This window comes from Streptomyces griseoaurantiacus, assembly GCF_036189845.1.
Lineage (GTDB): Bacteria > Actinomycetota > Actinomycetes > Streptomycetales > Streptomycetaceae > Streptomyces > Streptomyces griseoaurantiacus.
This window is the reverse complement of record NZ_CP108326.1, coordinates 5,374,618-5,394,567: the sequence shown is the minus strand read 5'-3', so window position 1 is coordinate 5,394,567 and position 19,950 is coordinate 5,374,618. Positions and strand designations below refer to the sequence as shown.

Below are 19,950 nucleotides of genomic sequence, written 5' to 3'. Positions count from 1 at the left end.
TGCGGCGGAGGGGGGATCCGGGGCCGCGCCCGGGTCCCTTTCGGTGCGGTGTTCCCTGTCTGCTGCGGCGCCTGGGCCGCGCGGTCCCGTGCCCCTCGCGGGCGGCGAGGGGCACGGGGTGCGTGACTACAGCGCGTCCGGTCCGCGTTCGCCGGTGCGGACGCGTACCGCCGTGTCGATCGGGACGGACCAGACCTTGCCGTCGCCGATCTTCCCGGTGCGGGCGGCCTTGACGACGACGTCGATCAGCTGTTCGGCCTCGTCGTCCTCGACGAGGACCTCGATGCGGATCTTGGGGACGAGGTCGACGGTGTACTCGGCGCCCCGGTAGACCTCGGTGTGGCCGCGCTGGCGGCCGTAGCCGCTGGCCTCGGTGACGGTGAGGCCGTGGACACCGAAGGCCTGCAGTGCTTCCTTGATCTCGTCGAGCCGGTGTGGCTTCACGACGGCGGTGATGAGCTTCATGCGTCCACCTTCTTGGACGGGGCGGAGGCCGCGGCGAGCGGGGTCGAGGCGGAGGAACCGATGGTGCCGCCGCCGGCTCCGGTGTAGTCGTAGGCGGTCTCGGCGTGTTCGATCTGGTCGATGCCGGACATCTCCTCGTCCTCGGTGACGCGCATGCCGAGCGTCTTGTCGATGAGGAAGGCGAGGATCGCGGAGACGACCAGGGAGTAGGCGAGGACGCCGAAGACACCGGCGCACTGCTTCCAGAACTGGTCGAGGCCACCCCCGTAGAAGAGGCCCTTGACGTCGGACTGGCCGCCGCCGCTGGCGAAGAAGCCGATGAGCAGCGAGCCGATGATGCCGCCGACCATGTGGACGCCGACGACGTCGAGGGAGTCGTCGTAGCCGAAGCGGTACTTCAGGCCGACGGCCATGGCGCACAGCACACCGGCGATGGCGCCGACGGCGATCGCGCCGAGCGGGGAGACCGCGCCGCCGGAGGGGGTGATGGCGACCAGGCCGGCGACGGCGCCGGAGGCGGCGCCCAGCGTGGTGAAGGCGCCGTGGCGGATCTTCTCGTAGGCGAGCCAGGCGAGCATGGCGGCGGCGGTGGCGACCTGGGTGTTGACGAACATCAGCGCGCCGACGCCGTCGTCGTTGCCGAGCCAGGAGCCGGCGTTGAAGCCGAACCAGCCGAACCACAGGAGGCCCGCGCCGAGCATGACGAGCGGGAGGCTGTGCGGGCGCATGGGGTCCCGCTTGAAGCCGACGCGCTTGCCGATGACGAGGATCACGCCGAGGGCCGCCGCACCGGCGTTGATGTGCACGGCGGTACCGCCGGCGAAGTCGATCACGCCGAGGTCGAAGGCCCAGCCGCCGGAGCCCCAGACCCAGTGGGCGACCGGGAAGTACACGATCGTGGCCCACAGGGTGAGGAAGAGCGCCCAGGCGGTGAACTTGACGCGGTCGGCGAGGGCGCCGCTGATCAGGGCGGGGGTGATGATCGCGAACATCAGCTGGAAGACGGCGAAGACGTACACCGGGATCGTGGTGCCGTCCCACAGTTCCATCTTGCCGATGCCGGAGAATCCGACGAAGTCGGAGGACCAGCCGAGGAGGGAGCCCTTGTCGGTGCCGAAGGCGAGGGAGAAGCCGTAGAGCACCCAGAGGAGGGTGACGATGCCCAGGCTGATGAAGCTCATCATCAGCATGTTCAGGGTGCTCTTGACCCGGACCATGCCTCCGTAGAAGAAGGCCAGGCCCGGTGTCATGAGCATCACCAGGGCGGAACAGATCAGCATGAAGCCTGTGTTGGCGGACGACAACTGCGGTGCGTCCGCCGCAAGCGTGATGGCTGGTGCCATCGGCATCTCCTCGTCGTGTGGGTGCGGCCCCGTGCGGGCGAAGCCTGAGCCGGGATGGGAGGGGGTGGCCGGTTATGCGCCATGAGCGTCGCGCAGCGCGGTTTCGGTCGGCGCCCCTCGATGTTTCGCCGCAGTGACGAAGGCACCCTGTGTGTTACGCGTCGGTGAACTGCCCGGCGTTGCCGGGGTCCCCCGCCGCCGCCCTCAGACCGCCTCGGCGGTCTCCGGCAGATGGGTGGCGAGTTGCTCGGTGAGGTCGACGACGTCGGCGAGGTCGCCGAAATCGCGTACGGCCGCGTCGACCGTCTTGCGGATGCGGGTGTTGACGCGTTCCGAGCGGACCTTGCGGGCCACCTCCAGAGCCTGGCGGGCGCGGACGACGCCCTCCTCGGGCTCGCGCTGGAGGAGGTGCACGGTGGCCAGGCCGATGAGGTTGAGGGCGTAGGACCGCTGGTGTTCGCCGTCCTTGGCGAAGAGGTCGACGGCCTCGCGCATCACGGGTTCGGCGAGCCCGGCGTAGGCGGGGCTGCGGCCGGCGACGTAGGCGAGGTCCCGGTAGGAGTGGGAGTTCTCGCCGTGGAGTTCTGCGGCGGAGAAGAAACGGATCCAGTCGGGATCCGGCTCGTCCCAGTCCTCGGCGTCGGCGAAGGTGTCCTCGGCCATCCGGACCGCCCGCTTGCACCTGCCGGGCTGGCCCATGTTGGCGTAGGCGCGGGCCTCCATCGCATACAGCATGGCCTGGGTGCGCGGGCTCGCGCAGTCGCGGCTGCCGTACTGGGCGAGGTGGACGAGTTCGAGCGCGTCCTCGGGGCGGCCGAGATGGATCATCTGGCGGCTCATGCTGGAGAGCACGTACGAGCCGAGCGGGCGGTCGCCCGCCTCCTTGGCGGCGTGCAGCGCGAGGACGAAGTACTTCTGCGCGGTGGGCTGGAGCCCCACGTCGTAGCTCATCCAGCCGGCCAGCTCGGCCAGTTCGGCGGCGACCTTGAACAGGCGCCGCGCGGTGGCGGCGGGCTGGGGCTCCTGGAGGAGGTCGGTGACCTCGTGCAACTGGCCGACGACGGCCTTGCGGCGCAGGCCGCCGCCACAACTCGCGTCCCACTGCCGGAACATGACCGTGGTGGCCTCCAGCAGTTCCAGTTCGGGCCTGGAGAGCCGGCCCCGACCGCGGGAGGCGGCCCCGGCGGAGTCCTCGCGCGGCGGCGCGGGCGGTCCCGGGACCAGCCAGCGCTGCATGGGCTCGATGAGGGAGGGACCCGCGGCCAGGCCCAGCGAGGTCCCGAGGAAGCCGCGCCGCGCCAGCATCAGGTCGCTGCGCGAGAACTCGCTGATCAGGGCGACGGTTCCGGGGCCCGTCCACGGCAGGTCGACACCGGACACGGAGGGGGTGCGGTGGGCGGCGCGCAGCCCCAGGTCCTCCACGGCGACGACACAGCCGAAGCGTTCGGAGAACAGGTCGGACAGGATGCGCGGGATCGGTTCGCGCGGGTTCTCGCCGTCGAGCCAGCGGCGCACCCGGGAGGTGTCGGTGGAGATGTGGTTGGCGCCGAGCTGACGGGCCCGGCGGTTGACCTGGCGGGCGAGTTCTCCCTTGGACCATCCGCTGCGCACGAACCATGACGTCAGCAACTCGTTCGGGCGCTTCTCAGCGTTGGTCCCGCTTCCGCCGTTGCCGCCCACTGGAACGCCCCCATTCCTCACACCACGTGTGCGCCGATGCGCCGAACGCCCTACCAGGATGCCGGTCCGCGTCACCGTCGTCCGCCGGTTCCCACCGATCGAACGGAAACCCGCCTTGCCTCCGGCATACCCACGCGTGCACGCATCCCAGGACGTGTGCACTCACAGTAGTCTCCCGATCACCCTTCCAACCACGGCCGTTTCAGAAACGCCACCATTCGCCACCCCTTCGAATGAACTCACGGTGCCGGGCGCGCGATTCACTTGACACATGACGAACGGGAACGGGCGGACGGAGGCACCGGGGAGCGCGCGGCGGGCACCGCACCACCCCTCTCTCCCGCTCGCGCCGGGCGGGAACTCCCGGGTTTCCGGGGTCACCCGCCCGGCACACCCGGAACACACGGTCACGCTCCGTTGCGGTGCGTAACCAGCCGCGCGCCGGACCCGTTGGAGGGGGTATGGGCTTCACGATCGGCTCCACACGGACCAGGACCATCCGCGACCTCAGGTCCGCCGCCCGGCGCCGTGGCCGCTCGCCCGAGTGCACCGCCGTCGCCGAGTACACCGGCCTGTGGGGCTGGGACGTCGTGCCCGGGGCGCGGACCGCGGCGGGGATCTGCTCGTGCGGCCGGGCCGGCTGCCCCGAGCCGGGGGCGCATCCACTGGACTTCGCCGCACCGGTGCGGGCCGGGGCCACGCTCGACGAGGCCTACCGGGCCTGGTCCGAGTACCCGGGGGCCGCGGTGATGCTTCCGGTCGGGCGGGCGTTCGACGTGATCGAGCTCGGCGAGGCGGCCGGGCGGCGGGCCCTGGTGCGCATGGAGCGGATGGGGCTGCCGGTGGGCCCGGTGGCGGTGACGCCCGAGGGGCGCGCGCAGTTCTTCGTGGCGCCGGGCGGTGCGGCGGAACTGCCGCGGCTGCTGTACCGGATGGCCTGGGAGGACACCGCGCTCGATCTGCGCGGGCTGGGCGCGGGGGCGTGCATCACGGCTCCGCCGTCGGACCGGGCGGGCCGGGGCACGGTGCGGTGGCTGCGGGCGCCGAAGTGGGAGGCGGGGGGCGAGCTGCCCGCGGTGCGGCTGCTGATCGGCACGCTGGCGTACGTGGCGCACCGGTCACGGGCGTAGGGCCGGTCCTCACGGGCGTAGGGCCGGTCCGAGGATTCCCGCCTGCCGGGCGACGCCCCGCACACACACTCGCCTGGTACCGCCCGCGGTGTCGTCGGCCGTGCGGGGGCCGTCCGGCGGACCGGGTGACAGGAGCCCCCGCGCCCCTCTCCGTGAGGGGTGCGGGGGCTCCTGTGCCGGGTCAGTCGCCGATGAGCGCGTCGACGAAGGCCTCCGGTTCGAAGGGGGCCAGGTCGTCGGCGCCCTCGCCGAGACCGATGAGCTTGACCGGGACGCCCAGTTCGCGCTGGACGGCGATGACGATGCCGCCCTTGGCGGTGCCGTCCAGCTTGGTCAGGACGATGCCGCTGATGTCCACGACCTCGGCGAAGACGCGGGCCTGGACGAGGCCGTTCTGGCCGGTCGTGGCGTCGAGGACGAGCAGTACCTCGTCGAGCGGGGCGTGCTTCTCCACGACCCGCTTGACCTTGCCCAGCTCGTCCATGAGGCCGGTCTTGGTGTGCAGCCGGCCGGCCGTGTCGATGAGGACGACGTCGGCGCCGGCCTCGATGCCCTCCTTGACCGCGTCGAAGGCGATGGAGGCCGGGTCGCCGCCCTCGGGGCCGCGCACGGTGCGGGCACCGACCCGCTCCCCCCAGGTCTGGAGCTGGTCGGCGGCGGCCGCGCGGAAGGTGTCGGCGGCGCCGAGCACGACGCTGCGGCCGTCGGCGACGAGCACCCTGGCGAGCTTGCCGGTGGTGGTGGTCTTGCCGGTGCCGTTCACGCCGACGACCATCACGATGCCGGGGGTGTCGAGGTTCGAGTCGGTCTTGACCGTGCGGTCGAACTCGGGGACCAGGATCGTCAGCAGTTCCTCGCGCAGCAGGGTGCGCAGCTCCTGCGGGGTGCGGGTACCGAGGACTCGCACGCGCTCGCGCAGCCGTTCGACCAGTTCCTGGGTGGGCTGGACGCCGACGTCGGCGGTGAGGAGGGTGTCCTCGATCTCCTCCCAGGTGTCCTCGTCGAGGTGCTCGCGGGAGAGGAGGGTGAGCAGGCCCTTGCCGAGCGCGTTCTGCGAACGGGAGAGGCGGGCGCGCAGGCGGACCAGCCGGCCGGCGGTGGGCTCCGGGACCTCGATCGCGGGGGCGGGCGGGGCGGGCGCTTCCTCGACGACGGTGGCGCCGCCGGGTAGGTCGACCTCCTCGATGGTCCGGCGCGGTTCCTCGCGCGGCGTCTCGGCCTCGTCGCCGACGTGCGGCTCGGCCGGGGGGGCGGTGATGTCGGGCGTCGTGGGGGGCGCCGGGGGCAGCGGCTTCTTGCGGCGGCTGCCGACCACGAGCCCGCCGAGCGCGCCGATCACGACCACGGCGATGACTACAGCAAGGATGACGATTTCCATAACGCGTCCAGTATGCGCGAAGGGGTGCGCGGGAGAGGGGTGTCGCCTCCCGCCGTTCCCGCCCTTCCCCGGGCTTGGCGGGGCGCTTCCCCCGGCTTCGCGGGGCGTGACCCGGGGGCGTCCGACGCGGGGGCGTGCGTGGCTGCGCGTGCGGTTCCCCGCGCCTTCGTCGGGCGCGGGGAACCGCACGTCCTCGGGGGGATCCTGGTGCGGATCCTCCCGGGTGAGGAGAGGGGCAGCGGGGGTGTGGCCCGTCTCCTCGGTCCTGTGGTGGCGGCCGGGCCGCCTCAGCCCATCTCCTCCAGGGTCTTGCCCTTGGTCTCCTTGACGTACCGCAGCACGAACGGGATGGAGAGCGCGGCGAAGACCGTGTAGATGATGTACGTCCCGGACAGGTTCCAGTCGGCCAGCGAGGGGAAGCTCGCGGTGATGGCCCAGTTGGCGATCCACTGCGCAGAGGCGGCGACGCCGAGGGCGGCGGCGCGGATCCGGTTCGGGAACATCTCGCCGAGGAAGACCCAGACGACCACGCCCCAGGACAGGGCGAAGAAGAGGACGAACACGTGGGCGGCGACCAGGGCGACCCAGCCCTGGGTGGCGGGCAGCTTGCCGTCGACGAGGTGGGCGGAGAAGGCCCATGCCTCCAGGGCGAGGCCGACGACCATGCCGACCGAGCCGATGAGCGCGAGCGGCTTCCGGCCGATCCGGTCCACGAAGATCATCGCGATCACGGTGCCGATGATGTTGATGATCGACGTGGTGAACGAGTAGAAGAACGAGGCCGAGGGGTCGATGCCGACCGACTGCCACAGGGTGGAGGAGTAGTAGAAGGCGACGTTGATGCCGACGAACTGCTGGAACACCGACAGTCCGATGCCGATCCAGACGATCTTCTTGAAGAGGAAGCCGCCGCCGAGCAGGTCGCGGAAGCTGGACTTCTCCTCGCGCTTCATGGCGTGCTCGATCTCGTCGATGCGGGCGTCGAAGTCGACGTCGCTGCCCTCGACCTCGGCGAGGATCTCGCGGGCGCGGTCGCGGCGGCCGACGGAGACCAGGAAGCGGGGCGACTCGGGGATCGCGAAGGAGAGCAGGCCGTAGAGGACGGCCGGGACGACCATGACGCCGAGCATGACCTGCCAGGCCTCGATGCCCATGAGGTGCCCGCGCTGGTCGCCGTCGGCGGCGTTGAGAATGCCCCAGTTGACGAGCTGGGAGACGGCGATGCCGATGACGATCGCGGCCTGCTGGAAGGACCCGAGACGGCCGCGGTAGGCGGGCGGGGCGACCTCGGCGATGTAGGCGGGGCCGATCACGGAGGCCATGCCGATGGCGAAGCCGCCGATGATGCGCCAGAGGGCGAGGTCCCACAGGGCGAAGGGCAGGGCGGAGCCGACGGCGCTGATGGTGAAGAGGACCGCGGCGATCTGCATGCAGCGGATGCGGCCGATGCGGTCGGCTATCCGGCCGGCGGTGGCGGCGCCGATGGCGCAGCCGATCAGCGCGATCGCGATGACCTGGGCCAGCGCGGCGGAGCCGATGTCGTAGCGGTCGCGGATGGCTTCGACGGCACCGTTGATGACGGAGCTGTCGTAGCCGAAGAGGAAACCGCCCATCGCGGCCGCGGCCGCGATGAAGATGACGTGCCCGAGATGTTCGGGATGAGCCGATCCGGCTCCGGGTCGGGGTGCCTGCGTTGTGCTGGTCACGTGTACAACTCCTCGGGCCACCGGCCTCGCTGCCGGTGTGGGGTCAGCCCTCGCGGATGCCGCTCGCGGCGACACCTGAAGGTAAAAACAACATGGAAGAGAGTATGCGTTCAAACCCTGAAGTCAATGGGGGTGCAGATGTGAGATTTTCGAGGTACCGGGGCGAGAGCCCTCACTGTTCGTTCACTTCTTGAACAAGGCCCCCGGGGGGTCTGCCAGGAGCGGTCAGCGCAGCCGCTGACTGATGACCTTGGACACGCCGTCGCCCTGCATCGACACGCCGTACAGCGCGTCCGCGACCTCCATGGTCCGCTTCTGGTGCGTGATCACGATCAGCTGCGACGCCTCCTGCAGCTCCTGCATGATCCGGATGAGCCGCTGGAGGTTGGTGTCGTCGAGCGCCGCCTCCACCTCGTCCATCACGTAGAACGGACTCGGCCGGGCCTTGAAGATCGACACCAGCAGCGCCACCGCCGTCAGCGACCGTTCGCCGCCGGAGAGCAGGGAGAGCCGCTTCACCTTCTTGCCCGGGGGCCGCGCCTCGACGTCCAAGCCCGTGGTGAGCATGTGGTCGGGGTCGGTGAGGACCAGCCGCCCCTCCCCGCCGGGGAAGAGCCGGCCGAACACGCCCTCGAACTCGCGGGCGGTGTCCCGGTAGGCGTCGGTGAAGACCTGTTCGACGCGCTCGTCGACCTCCTTGACGACCTGCAGCAGATCGGCCCGGGTCTTCTTGAGGTCCTCGAGCTGTTCGCTGAGGAACTGGTGCCGTTCCTCGAGCGCCGCGAACTCCTCCAGGGCCAGCGGGTTGACCTTGCCGAGCTGCTGGTAGGCCCGCTCCGCCGCCTTGAGCCGTTTCTCCTGCTCGGCGCGGACGAAGGGCCGGGGCAGGTTGCGGGGGTCGTCGGGGTCGTCGGGCAGCTGCTCGCCCTGGGCGGGGGGCGAGGGCGGCACCAGTTGGCCCGGGCCGTACTCGGCCACCAGACCTTCCGGTTCGACACCGAACTCCTCCAGGGCCTTGGTCTCCAGCTGCTCGATGCGCAGCCGCTTCTCAGCTCCTAGTACCTCGCCGCGGTGAACTGAATCAGTGAGCTTGTCGAGTTCCGCCTTCAGATCGCGTCCCTCGGTGCGGGCGCGGGCCAGTTCCTGCTCCCGCCGGACCCGTGCGGCCTCGGCGGCGGCGCGCTCCGCCTCGGCCCGGCCGACGGAGACCTCCACATGGGCGAGGAGCTGCCGGGCGGCGGAGGCGACGGCCCCGGCGACGGCGGCCTCGTGCCGCAGCCGGGCCCGCCGGCGTTCGGCACGCGCGCGTGCCTCGCGTTCCGCACGGGCGGCCCGGTCCAGGGCGTCGGCCCGTCCGGCCAGCGCCTTCACCCGCTCCTCGTGCGTGCGAGCCTGGAGCCGGGCCTCCATCTCGGTCTGCCGGGCGTTGGCGCCGTCGGCGGCCAGCCGGTCGCGCATGGCGGTGTCGGGCTCCTCCTCGACGGGCAGTTCCTCGGCGACGGCGAGCCGCTCGGCGAGTTCCTCGGCCTCCTCACGGGCCGCGTCGAGCGCCTCCTGGGCCCGGGCGGCCGCGGCGGTGGAGCGCTCGGCCTCCCCGGCGGCGGCGCGCGCCTGTCCGGCGAGCCGGCCGAGCTGCTGGGCGACGCCGGACTTCTCCCGCTCGGCCGCCCGGCGCCGCTCCCCCAGTTCCTCGACGAGTCCGGCGCACTCGGTGCGTCGGGCGGCGGCCGCCCGCTGGGCCTCGGCCAGCTCGGCGCAGCGGACGTCCAGCCGTTCCAGCTCGGCGGCGGCCTCGTCGACGGCGGCCTGCACCTCCAGCAGGCTGGGCGCCCCGGCGGAGCCGCCGTACGCGAAGTGGGCGCCGAGGACGTCGCCCTCGGCGGTGACGGCGGTCAGCGCGGGCCGGGCGCGGATCAGTTCCTCGGCGTCCTGGAGGGTGTCGACGAGGACGTAGCCGCGCAGCAGCCTGCGCACGGCGGGCATGAGGTCCTCGGGTCCGCGGACCAGCCCGGCGACGGGGCTCGCCCCGCCGGTCTCCTCCGCGTCCCCGGGCGGCAGCTCCTCGGGGGCGCCGGTGAGGAGGAGGGCGGCGCGGCCCGCGTCCTGCTTGCGCAGCAGGCGCAGGGCCTCGGCCGCGGCGGCCGGTCCGGTGACGGCGAGGGCGTCGGCGGCGGTGCCGAGGGCGGCGGCGACGGCGATCTCGTGGCCGGGGGCGGGGGTGAGCAGTTCGGCGGCGGGGCCGAGCAGTCCGGTGAGGCGTTCGCGGGCGGCGAGGAGGGCGCCGGTGCCGTCCTTGCGGCGCAGTCCGGTGGCGAGGGCGTCGTGACGGGCGCGGGTGGCGGCGCGTTCGCGTTCGGCGGTGGTGGCGGCCTCGCGGGCGTCGGTGAGGGCGGCCTCCGCCTCGGCGAGGGCGTGCCGGGCATCCTCGTGGTGTGCGGCGAGGCCGGCGTCGTCGGCGTCCAGGCCGTCGACCTCGGCCTTGAGTGCCTCGTACTCCTCCTGGGCGGCGACGGCGCGTTCCTGTGCCTCGTCGCGGGCGGCGTCCAGGCGTTCGATCTCGGCCTGGGCGGAGGCGGCGCGGGAGCGGGCGGCGTTGACCTGGCCGCCGAGCCGGGCCAGTCCCTCGCGGCGGTCGGAGAGGGCGCGGGCGAGGTCCTTGAGGCGGCGTTCCTCCTGTGCGAGCGCGCGTTCGAGCTCGGCGCGGTGGGCGACGGTGTCCTCCAGCGCGCGCTGGGCGGCCTCCAGGGAGGCTTCGAGCTCGGCCTCCTGTTCGCGGATGCGGGCGGCCTCGCGCTCCATGCTTTCAGGGTCCTCACCCTCGCGTCCGCGCCGTTCCTCCTCGGGCGCGGAGGTGGCGCTCTGCACGCGGGCGTCGGCGAGGGAGACGGTGCCGCGTACGCGTTCGGCGAGCTGGGAGAGCTCGTACCAGGTCTGCTGGGCGCGCTGCAGCCGCGGGGTGAGCCGGCGCACCTCCTCCTCGAGGGCGGCCTCGCGGCGCAGGGCCTCGCGCAGGGCGCTTTCGGCGGTCTCCTTGCGTTCCTTGAGGGCGGCCTCGTCGGCGATCTCGGCGTCGAGGGCCTCCCGCAGCCGTACGAGGTCGTCGGCGAGGAGGCGGAGCCGGGCGTCGCGCAGGTCGGCCTGGATGACGGCGGCGCGGCGGGCGACGGCGGCCTGCCGGCCGAGCGGTTTGAGCTGTCGGCGCAGTTCGTCGGTGAGGTCCTGGACGCGGGCGAGGTTGGCCTGCATCGCGTCGAGCTTGCGGAGCGCCTTCTCCTTGCGCTTGCGGTGCTTGAGGACGCCGGCGGCCTCCTCGATGAAGGCGCGGCGGCCCATGGGGTCGGCGTGCAGGACGGAGTCGAGCTGGCCCTGGCCGACGATGACGTGCATCTCGCGGCCGATGCCGGAGTCGGAGAGGAGTTCCTGGATGTCGAGCAGCCGGCAGGTGTCGCCGTTGATCTGGTACTCGCTGCCGCCGTTGCGGAACATGATCCGCGTGATGGTGACCTCGGCGTACTCGATGGGCAGGGCGCCGTCGGAGTTGTCGATGGTCAGGGACACCTCGGCGCGGCCGAGCGGGGGCCGGCCGGTGGTGCCGGCGAAGATGACGTCCTCCATCTTGCCGCCGCGCAGGGATTTGGCGCCCTGTTCGCCCATCACCCAGCTGAGCGCGTCGACGACGTTGGACTTGCCCGAACCGTTCGGTCCGACGACGCACGTGATACCCGGTTCGAACCGGAGCGTGGTCGCCGAGGCGAACGATTTGAACCCGCGGAGGGTCAGGGCCTTGAGGTGCACGCCGTCGGACTCTACCCGCCGCCCTTGCGGCTCTCCATGAACGCGGGACGGCTCGCGGTTTCGCACAGGAACGTGCAGGGCACATCATCCGTGAAGGAAGTGAAAGGGTGCGGGGGCAACAACCGAGCAGGAAAAGAAAGAAGGGACGCCTAGGAGGCGTCCCTTGCCACTCTGGTGCGAGTCTTCTGCGAGTGTTTCGGTGCGGCGACCGGACGGTGAGGGGCAGGCCCCGTCACTGCCGTGTCGCCGGGAGCGAGGCGGTGATCAGGTGAGCGCAGGCTCCGCCTGGTGTGCGTCTACGTGCTCCATGATCCTGTCGTGAGAGGCGGCAGCCGCGAGCGCGTCGTTCTCGGCCTGGATGCGAACGAGTTCGGTCTCCAGGTCCTGTACGCGCTGCTGAAGCCGTCGCATCTCGGCGAGGAGTCGAGGGTCGGAGCCACCGACGTAACCGAGAAGCGCCTTTGCCATGATGGATGGTCCTCCACAATGAGTGACCGACCGAAGCGGTGTGGGTCGTGAGGGATTCTGGATTCTGGATCCGCGGTGCCTGGCACGAGTGCTGCGGTGCTGCCTTTTCCGCCATGCCAAACAGCTGGGGTGCGCGGGGCTTTCAGCGTCTCACCAAAAAGTTTGACGGTCAACACGATCACGCCGTGGCGGCGGACGGCGCGGGGGCGCACGGCCCGGCGGGGGCGGCGCCGCGGTGTCTCGCGGGGTCCTCGAACGCATAGGTCGGTGTCAGATGCGGAGCCTGCCACGGCGGCGGCTCCTTGGCAACCACCAGGTGTTTTCCGTGAGTGACGGGCGCCCGCGCGCCCTCCCGGCCGGCCCGGGGCGGATTCGGTCGCGGCGGGAGTCAGCGGATGGCGAAGCCCTCGTAGCCGCCGCGGGGTGTGTCCCACATCTCGGTGACGCCGTCCACCCGCCCGGGCGTGTCCTCGCCGCGCAGCCACCGCAGCAGTCCTTCGCAGCGCTCCCGGGGCCCTTCGGCGACCACCTGGACCCGCCCGTCCTCCAGATTGAGAGCGAAACCACTCAGGCCGCCGAGTTCGAGCGCCCTGGCCCGGGTGAACCAGCGGAAACCCACCCCTTGCACCCGTCCCCGCACCCAGGCCACGAGCCGTGCTTCGTCGTTCATACGCGCACGCTAGCCGGTCAATGTGCGTCCGGGCACTTCCCTCTTCCACACCATGGGGTACCGTCCCCACCCAATGAATCCCGTGTGAAACCCACACGATCGTGTGAACCGATCGTGTGCTGATCACGTAAAGAGGCTGAGCGGGTGTGCGCCGGGTGCACACGACCGCACGCGCACGGAGGAAGAGGCCAGAAGATGGGACGCCACCGACGCTCCGACGCCGGCCGCGCCGCCACCGGCCCGGTCGGCCACGCGGGCCGGGTGAGCCAGGCGCAGCAGACGCCGGCCGAGCACTACGGGCCGGAGAACCTCTACGGTTTCGCCGCCGTACTGGAGGCGGAGGAGCGGGCGACCCGCTCGCACCGCAGGAAGAAGGCCGCCACCCCGGTGCGCACCGGGCTGCTCGGTGTCTCGGCCGCCGTGGCGCTGGGCACCGCCGCCGTCGCCACCGGCGTACTGCCCGGCAGCGGTCAGTTCACGATCGGCGGCGGCTCGGACAACGTGCAGGCCGGCGGCACCCCGACGGGCTTCGAGTCCCAGCAGGGCGGTGCGGGCAGCACCGTCGAGGACGGCCCCGGGGGCACCCTGCCGGGCGGGGCGACGGACGGCTCGGCCTCGCCCTCCGCCCCCGAGAAGTCGGACAGGGCGGGGAAGGCGGGGAAGTCCTCCACGAAGCCCTCGCAGAAGACCAAGGACCCGGCGAAGAAGAAGCCCGCCTCCCCCTCGGCCGGCTCCGAGGCCTCCACCGCTCCCGGGACCGGCTCCGGCACGAAGGTCCCCCCGCAGCGCAAGGCCACCCCGCAGCCGGAGGGCAACTCCTCGGTCGCCACCTCGGCCCAGGCCACCGCCGAGGCGCAGGTGCTCGCGCTCGTCAACGAGGAGCGCGCGAACGCGGGCTGCCGGCCGGTGGCGGCGAACAGCGCGCTGCGCGATCTGGCCGCGGACTTCAGCGAGGACATGGCCGCGCGGAGCTTCTTCGACCACACCGACCCCAGCGGCAACGACCCCTGGGACCGGGCCGAGGCGGCCGGCGTCTCCGGTCTCGGCGGCGAGAACATAGCCCGCGGCCAGGCGACCGCCCAGGCCGTCATGGACTCCTGGATGAACAGCCCCGGCCACCGGGCCAACATCCTCAACTGCGACTTCAAGACGCTCGGCGTGGGGGTGCACTTCGCGGAGGGCGGGCCCTGGTGGACGCAGGACTTCGGCTACTGAGGCCGAAGGAGGCCCTCTCGCGCGGGAGTGGTGCGGATCACATGTCCGTGACCGATCATTCCGCGGTGTCCGGGCGGTCGTATCGCGTGCATGTCGACGGCGCACGACGACAGGAGAGGCACGCCATGACCACCAGCGCGAAGGGGCCCGCGAGCTACTTCCCCTCGATCGAGAAGAAGTACGGACGGCCCGTCCCGGAGTGGAAGGACCTCATCCGGTCCTCGCCCCTGAGGAAGCACATGGAGCTCGTCTCCTGGCTCAAGGCAGAGCACGGACTCGGTCACGGCCACGCGAACGCCCTCGTCGCCCACACCCTCGGCGAGGACAGCGGGAAGTGAACCGCGAGGACGCTCCTCCGCCCGGGCCGCCGGTGCGCTTTCTCTGAGTGAGCGCTGTCTGGGAGTGGGCGCTGTGGCGCAGTACAGTGCTGCCATGGCGACGCTTTCTGCCGGTACGGCCTCCTCCCCCCACCCCGCCTTCGACGTGTTCGCGCGGGGCTGCCCCTCCCGGAGCACGCTCGAACACGTGACGGGCCGCTGGGGCGCGCTGACGCTCGGGGCGCTCTACGAGGGCACGCTCCGGTTCAACGAGCTGCGGCGGCGGGTGGACGGGGTCAGCGAGAAGATGCTCTCGCAGACCCTGCACGCGCTGGAGCGGGACGGGCTCGTCCTCAGGGACGCCCGGCCGACCAACCCGCCCCGGGTCGACTACTCGCTCACCCCCCTGGGCCGCGAGGTGGCCGAGCGGCTGAGGGCCCTGATCTCGTGCCTCGAATCCGGCATGGACGAGGTCATGGCCGCGCGGGAGCGCTACGACGCACGCGCGTCCGCGTGAGGGGCGCCTCGGGAAGGGCGCCTCAGGGCGACTTCGGCGCCGGGGCCCCCGTCACCCGCGGCGCCGGCTGGCACTTCGGGCAGAAGTAGCTCGACCTGTTCATCCACGGGCGCCGGCGCATCGGCGTGCCGCAGCGCCGGCACGGCAGGTCCTCGCGGCCGTAGGCGTCGAGGGAGCGGTCGAAGTAGCCGGACTCCCCGTTGACGTTGACGTACAGGCTGTCGAAGCTGGTGCCGCCCACCGCGAGGGCCGCGTTCATCACGTCCCTGACATGGCCGAGGAGTTCGGTCGTGCGCGGGCGGGTGAGGGTCGCAGTGGGGCGCTCGTAGTGCAGCCGGGAGCGCCACAGCGCCTCGTCGGCGTAGATGTTGCCGACGCCGCTGATCAGCGACTGGTCGAGGAGCGCCCGTTTGACGGTGGTGCGCTTGCGGCGCAGGGCCCGGTGGAATGCCTCCTCGTCGAAGAGCGGGTCGAGGGGGTCGCGGGCGATGTGCGCGATGACGTCGGGCAGTCCGTCGGGGGTGGTGTCGTGCAGGGACAGTCCGCCGAAGGTGCGCTGGTCGACGAAGCGCAGTTCGGTGCCGAGGGCGTCCTCGAAGCGGACCCGGATCCGCAGGTGCTTCTCGGTGGGCGCCTCGTGCGGCTGGACCAGGAGCTGGCCGCTCATGCCGAGGTGGGCGAGGACCGCCTCGTCGGTGTCCTCCAGGGGGAGCCACAGGTACTTGCCGCGGCGGGCGGGTGCGCCGAGGCGGTGGCCGGTCAGCCGCTGCGCGAAGTTCTCGCCGCCGGCCAGGTGCCGCCGTACCGCGCGCGGGTGCAGCACCTCGACGGCGGCGACGGTGCGGTGGGCGACCCACCGCGTCAGTCCGCGCCGGACTACTTCGACCTCGGGCAGTTCGGGCATCGGTGGCTTCCGTTGTGTCGGGTGACCGCTGCGACGCTCCGAGCGCCCGCCCCGGGGACGGGACGAGCGCTCGGGGTGTCGTGAAGGGGGTGCCTCAGGCGGAGGCGGCCGCCTCGCCGGTGGTCGCGGTGTCCGCGGCGGCCTCGGCCGCCTCGGCGCGTTCGTCCGCGGCGGCACGGATGGAGCGCCAGGCCGATTCTGCCGCCTGCTGCTCCGCCTCCTTCTTGCTGCGGCCGGTGCCGGTGCCGTACGAGACGCCTCCGACGCGGGCGGCAGCAGTGAAGGTCTTCTCGTGGTCGGGGCCGGTCTCCGAGACCAGGTACTCGGGGACGCCGAGCCCTTCGGTCGCGGTGAGCTCCTGGAGGCTGGTCTTCCAGTCCAGGCCGGCACCGAGGTTGGAGGACTTCTCGATCAGCGGGTCGAACAGGCGGTGCACCAGTTCGGAGGCCGCGTCGAGGCCCTGGTCGAGGTAGACCGCGCCGATCACCGCTTCGAGGGTGTCGGCGAGGATGGACGCCTTGTCCCGGCCGCCCGTGCCCTCTTCGCCCCGGCCGAGCCGGACGAAGGAGCCGAGTTCCAGCCCGCGGCCGACCTCCGCCAACGCACGAGAATTGACCACCGCGGCCCGCAGCTTGGCCAGCTGGCCCTCGGGCAGGTCGGGGTGGGTGCGGTACAGCGTGTCGGTGACGACGAGACCGAGCACGGAGTCCCCGAGGAACTCCAGCCGCTCGTTCGTCGGCAGACCGCCGTTCTCGTACGCGTAGGAACGGTGGGTCAGCGCGCGCACCAGAAGGGCGGTCTCGAGCCGGTAGCCGAGCCGCCCTTCCAGAAGCGTGTGGGACGAGGCCGCGTTCTCCGCCGAGCCGGTCCCGCCGCGGCGGGAACCACTTTTGGCGTCAGACATCAGACCTGTCACCAGCCGATCAGACCTCGAGGACCTGACGCTTGTTGTACGTGCCGCAGGCCGGGCACGCGATGTGCTGCAGCTTGGGCTCGTGGCAGCGCTCGCACGCGACCAGGGTGGGGACCGCAGCCTTCCACTGCGACCGGCGGTGGCGCGTGTTGCTGCGCGACATCTTCCGCTTCGGAACAGCCACGGCTACTTCTCCTGCTTCTCGTCGGCGCCCGAATCGGTGCCGCTCGTGTCGTCCTTGTCGCCGGATTCGAGTGAACCGGCGATTCCCTGCAGTGCCGCCCAACGGATGTCGACGGCGTCGTGGTGGTGGTCCGGGTCGTCCGCGAGCCGCACTCCGCATTCGGAGCACAGGCCCGGGCAGTCGTCCTGGCACACCGGCTGCATCGGCAGTGCGAGCACCACCGCATCGCGCAGCACGGGTTCGAGGCCGATCAGATCGTCCTCGACGAAATACCTGTCCTCGTCGTCCTCGGCGTCGTCGCCCGGTTCCGCGCTGGCGCGGCCCCGGTCGTCGGCGTCAGGGTACGAGAACAGTTCCTGGAACTCCGCCTCGATCTCCTGCCGAAGCGGCTCCAGACACCTTACGCACTCCCCCTCGGCCGTGGCACCGGCGGTACCCGTGACGAGTACGCCCTCCATGACCGACTCCATGCGGAGGTCGAGTGCGACGGGGGCGCCCTCGGGCACTCCGATCACCCCGCGGACACCGAAGTCCTTGGGGGCGTCGACCGTGCGGGTCAGCCTTCGCAGCGCGCCAGGACGCCTCCCCAGCTCGTGCGTGTCGATCACGAGGGGGTTGCGGTGGTCGAGGCGGGCGTTCAGGGCCATTCCTGCTTTCGGTCTTCGAACTCGGGTCTTCGGGTGGTGCTGCCGGGGGAGCCCCCGCCGGAAACGTGTTCCGGGCAGCGTGGATCGCGGATGCACGCGCGACCGAAGTGCCAGGATACTGGACCGCGCGCGACGGCCCAAACCGCGTCCTCGTCCGCGCACCCGGGCGCCCCGGCCCCGGCCCGCGCTCACGCCGCGGCCCCGCGGTCTACTGGCCGCCGCGGCCCTCCTCGTAGGCGCGCAGCTGCTCGGCGCTGATCATGCTGGTGTCGAAGAGGCTGGTCTCGTCCAGGACGGGCGCCTGGGCCGGCACCTGCCCGTAGGGCTGCGCCTGGGCCTGCTGCTCGTAGGCGGCCTGCGCGTCGTATCCCTGCTGCGGGTAGGCGGCCGCGTACGGATCGGCCTGGCCGTAGCCGTACGGGTCCTGCGGGGCGTACGCCTGCTGCGGGTAGCCGTAGCCGTCGGTGCCCTGGGAATCGGGGTAGCCGTCGGTGCCCCGGGAGTCGGCGTAGACGTCCGTGCCCCGGGATTCGGCGTAGACGTCGGCGCCCTGTCCGTAGCCGTACGGGTCCTGCTGGTGGACGGCGGCGGCCGGCTGCTCGGCCGGGGCGGGCGGCGCGCTGCGCTGCCGCGGGGGCGCGGCGGAGGGGTCCGCGAGGTCGGCGAGGTAGTCGGCGTCGCTGGTGTGCTGCGCGGGGGCGCCGTCCTCGCCCAGGGCGAGGGCGCCGAGTTCGTCGGTGGCGATGCGGCCCTGCAGCTTCTGCCGGCCGCGGCCGACCGCGTCCAGGGTCTTGGCGAGGACGGCCTCGAAGGCGCCCAGCTTGACGTCCACGTACGCGTCGGCGTCCCGGCGCAGGGTCTCGGGGTCGTGGCTGCGCTCGGGGGAGTCCTCGTCCTCGTAGCCGTTCTCGTCGAGGCCGGGGCCGGTGCCGAGCAGCTTCTCGCGGCCGCGGCCGACGGAGCCGAGGGTCTTGGTGAGGACGACCTCGAAGTTGGCGAGCTGGGAGTCGACGTAGTCGTCGGCCTCGGCGCGGACCTCCGCGGCCTCCCTGCGGGCCTCGTCGAGGATGCGGTCGGCCTCGGCCTGGGCGCGGCGGGCGATCTCGGTGTCGGAGATCAGGGAGCCGCGTTCGGCGTGCGCGGTCTCGATGATCCGGTCGGCCTCCTGGCGGGCCCGTTCCACCAGGTGCTCGCGGTCGCCGATGAGTTCCTCGGCCTGGGCGAGGGAGCCGGGCAGCGCCGCGCGCACCTCCTCGAGCTGGGAGAGCAGTTCCGCGCGGTTGACCACGCACGAGGCCGACATGGGCATCGACCGGGCGCCGGAGACCGAGGCGACGATCTCGTCGAGCTTCTTCTGCACGTCCACCGTGTGCTCGCCACTCTCTACAGGGGTGTTGGAGACGGACGGTCCGACTGTACGGCCCCCGGGCGGACGCCGGACAGCGGGTGAGACGCACGCATTCGGCGGGCTGCCGGTCAGGCCTTGCGCAGCCGTTCGCCGAGGGCGGCCAGGACGGCCGGCGGCACCAGGTGGGAGACGTCGCCGCCCCAGGCCGCGACCTCCTTGACCAGCGAGGAGGACAGGAAGCTGTAGGTGGGGTTGGTGGGCACGAAGAGGGTCTCCACGCCCGAGAGGCCGTTGTTCATCTGGGCCATCTGCAGCTCGTAGTCGAAGTCGCTGACGGCGCGCAGCCCTTTGACGATGGCGGGGATCTCGCGCTGCTTGCAGAAGTCGACGAGGAGGCCGTGGAAGGCCTCCACCCGGACGTTGCCGAAGTCGGCGGTCTCCCCGCGGATGAGGTCGATGCGTTCCTCGACCTCGAAGAGGCCCTTCTTGGACTTGTTGATCATCACCGCGACGTAGACCTCGTCATAGAGCCGGGAGGCCCGGGCGATGATGTCGAGGTGTCCGTTGGTGATCGGGTCGAACGACCCGGGACAGACTGCGCGGCGCAACTGTGATCCCTCGCTCTCCGGTCCGGTCATCGTGCGTCTTCGCACGTAGAGGCGGCGCGACCGTACCAAAACGTTCCCTCGCCGTAGCGACGGGACCGGAGCGCGTCGAAGCCGTCCGGCCACCGGAACTCGCCGCCCCTGGTGCCGCGCTCCACGGTGACGAGGGCCTCGGACGCGAGCCAGCCCCCGGTGCGGAGTGTGAGGAGGATCTCCCTGAGAGCGTCGTCGCGGACGGCGTACGGCGGATCGAGGAAGACCAGGTCGTAGGGGTCGGGCGGGGGTGCGGTGCGGACGGTCTGCTCGGCCTTGCCGGCCCGGACCTCGGCACCGGGCAGCCCGAGGGCGCGGGCGTTCTCCCGGACGGTGCGGGCGGCACGGGCGTCGGCCTCGACGAGGAGGACGTGCCCGGCGCCGCGCGAGAGCGCCTCCAGGCCGACGGCGCCGGAGCCGGCGTACAGGTCGAGGACGCGTTCGCCGTCCAGGGGGCCGCCGAGGAGGGACTGCCAGGTGGAGAACAGCCCTTCCCTGGCCCGGTCGGAGGTGGGCCGGGTGCCGTTGCCCGGGGGGACGGACAGCCGCCGTCCCTTTGCCCGGCCGGCGATCACGCGGGTCATGTCTGGTGCGCTTCCTCGGGGTGGACGGCCGCAGGGTCTGCGCCCAGT

19 protein-coding genes are annotated in these 19,950 nt (G+C 72.0%); 4 read left to right on the top strand and 15 right to left on the bottom strand.

Annotated elements, in window-relative coordinates; all coding sequences use genetic code 11:
* Positions 1-126: 126 nt before the first annotated feature.
* From OHB09_RS24085 to nsdA, 3 genes are all read right to left on the bottom strand, one after another.
* Positions 127-465 (bottom strand): P-II family nitrogen regulator, encoded by a 339-nt coding sequence (locus OHB09_RS24085; protein WP_006139570.1) that lies wholly within the window; start codon positions 463-465, stop codon positions 127-129.
* Positions 462-1,808: an ammonium transporter gene (locus tag OHB09_RS24080; protein WP_093598539.1), complete on the bottom strand. Its 1,347-nt coding sequence runs from the start codon at positions 1,806-1,808 to the stop codon at positions 462-464. The genes OHB09_RS24085 and OHB09_RS24080 overlap by 4 nt, the downstream gene beginning before the upstream one ends.
* A 204-nt stretch (positions 1,809-2,012) precedes the next feature.
* On the bottom strand, positions 2,013-3,488 hold the full coding sequence (gene nsdA / locus OHB09_RS24075) for a transcriptional repressor NsdA (RefSeq protein WP_093598542.1): 1,476 nt from the start codon (positions 3,486-3,488) through the stop codon (positions 2,013-2,015).
* 461 nt (positions 3,489-3,949) lie between these two features.
* Here nsdA and OHB09_RS24070 point away from each other — a divergent pair, with 461 nt between their 5' ends.
* Complete coding sequence (locus tag OHB09_RS24070; protein WP_319118930.1) at positions 3,950-4,618, top strand: bifunctional DNA primase/polymerase; 669 nt, start codon at positions 3,950-3,952, stop codon at positions 4,616-4,618.
* A gap of 181 nt (positions 4,619-4,799) precedes the next feature.
* On the opposite strand, the gene ftsY is transcribed toward OHB09_RS24070, so the two are convergent.
* The 5 genes from ftsY to OHB09_RS24045 all read right to left on the bottom strand — a co-directional run bounded on the left by ftsY (position 4,800) and on the right by OHB09_RS24045 (position 12,635).
* Positions 4,800-5,996, bottom strand: a complete 1,197-nt coding sequence (gene ftsY, locus OHB09_RS24065; protein ID WP_006139574.1) for a signal recognition particle-docking protein FtsY — start codon at positions 5,994-5,996, stop codon at positions 4,800-4,802.
* A gap of 287 nt (positions 5,997-6,283) precedes the next feature.
* A complete protein-coding gene (locus OHB09_RS24060) occupies positions 6,284-7,702 on the bottom strand; it encodes a sugar porter family MFS transporter (protein ID WP_191853311.1) in 1,419 nt (472 codons plus the stop codon).
* Positions 7,703-7,927: 225 nt separating this feature from the next.
* Positions 7,928-11,497 carry a chromosome segregation protein SMC gene (gene smc / locus OHB09_RS24055; RefSeq protein WP_319118931.1) on the bottom strand — a complete coding sequence of 1,190 codons (3,570 nt, stop codon included), beginning with the start codon at positions 11,495-11,497 and terminating at the stop codon, positions 7,928-7,930.
* A 264-nt stretch (positions 11,498-11,761) separates the two neighbouring features.
* Entirely contained in the window at positions 11,762-11,965 is a 204-nt protein-coding gene (locus tag OHB09_RS24050; RefSeq protein ID WP_006139578.1) for a hypothetical protein, read from the bottom strand.
* A 388-nt stretch (positions 11,966-12,353) separates the two neighbouring features.
* Positions 12,354-12,635 (bottom strand): acylphosphatase, encoded by a 282-nt coding sequence (locus OHB09_RS24045; protein WP_191853313.1) that lies wholly within the window; start codon positions 12,633-12,635, stop codon positions 12,354-12,356.
* 195 nt (positions 12,636-12,830) lie between these two features.
* Between OHB09_RS24045 and OHB09_RS24040 the strand changes: the two genes are divergently transcribed.
* From OHB09_RS24040 to OHB09_RS24030, 3 genes are all read left to right on the top strand, one after another.
* Positions 12,831-13,850 (top strand): CAP domain-containing protein, encoded by a 1,020-nt coding sequence (locus tag OHB09_RS24040; RefSeq protein ID WP_328728373.1) that lies wholly within the window; start codon positions 12,831-12,833, stop codon positions 13,848-13,850.
* Between the two features lie 125 nt (positions 13,851-13,975).
* Positions 13,976-14,188: a DUF4287 domain-containing protein gene (locus OHB09_RS24035; protein ID WP_234528674.1), complete on the top strand. Its 213-nt coding sequence runs from the start codon at positions 13,976-13,978 to the stop codon at positions 14,186-14,188.
* 94 nt (positions 14,189-14,282) lie between these two features.
* Positions 14,283-14,684 carry a winged helix-turn-helix transcriptional regulator gene (locus tag OHB09_RS24030; protein WP_093598559.1) on the top strand — a complete coding sequence of 134 codons (402 nt, stop codon included), beginning with the start codon at positions 14,283-14,285 and terminating at the stop codon, positions 14,682-14,684.
* A 22-nt stretch (positions 14,685-14,706) separates the two neighbouring features.
* Here the strand turns inward: OHB09_RS24030 and mutM are convergent, their stop codons facing one another.
* From mutM to rsmD, 7 genes are all read right to left on the bottom strand, one after another.
* Complete coding sequence (mutM, locus tag OHB09_RS24025) at positions 14,707-15,588, bottom strand: bifunctional DNA-formamidopyrimidine glycosylase/DNA-(apurinic or apyrimidinic site) lyase (protein WP_006139586.1); 882 nt, start codon at positions 15,586-15,588, stop codon at positions 14,707-14,709.
* 94 nt (positions 15,589-15,682) lie between these two features.
* Entirely contained in the window at positions 15,683-16,492 is an 810-nt protein-coding gene (gene rnc, locus OHB09_RS24020) for a ribonuclease III (RefSeq protein ID WP_040894669.1), read from the bottom strand.
* Between the two features lie 19 nt (positions 16,493-16,511).
* Positions 16,512-16,685, bottom strand: coding sequence for a 50S ribosomal protein L32 (gene rpmF, locus OHB09_RS24015; protein WP_006139588.1), 174 nt, complete (start codon positions 16,683-16,685; stop codon positions 16,512-16,514).
* A 2-nt stretch (positions 16,686-16,687) separates the two neighbouring features.
* Positions 16,688-17,332, bottom strand: a complete 645-nt coding sequence (locus OHB09_RS24010) for a YceD family protein (protein ID WP_006139589.1) — start codon at positions 17,330-17,332, stop codon at positions 16,688-16,690.
* A gap of 208 nt (positions 17,333-17,540) precedes the next feature.
* On the bottom strand, positions 17,541-18,698 hold the full coding sequence (locus OHB09_RS24005; RefSeq protein ID WP_191853316.1) for an ATP synthase F0 subunit B: 1,158 nt from the start codon (positions 18,696-18,698) through the stop codon (positions 17,541-17,543).
* Positions 18,699-18,808: 110 nt separating this feature from the next.
* Positions 18,809-19,318 carry a pantetheine-phosphate adenylyltransferase gene (gene coaD, locus OHB09_RS24000; RefSeq protein ID WP_078630843.1) on the bottom strand — a complete coding sequence of 170 codons (510 nt, stop codon included), beginning with the start codon at positions 19,316-19,318 and terminating at the stop codon, positions 18,809-18,811.
* On the bottom strand, positions 19,315-19,902 hold the full coding sequence (gene rsmD, locus OHB09_RS23995; protein WP_191890450.1) for a 16S rRNA (guanine(966)-N(2))-methyltransferase RsmD: 588 nt from the start codon (positions 19,900-19,902) through the stop codon (positions 19,315-19,317). Before rsmD ends, coaD begins: the two co-directional genes overlap by 4 nt.
* Between the last annotated feature and the right edge of the window lie 48 nt (positions 19,903-19,950).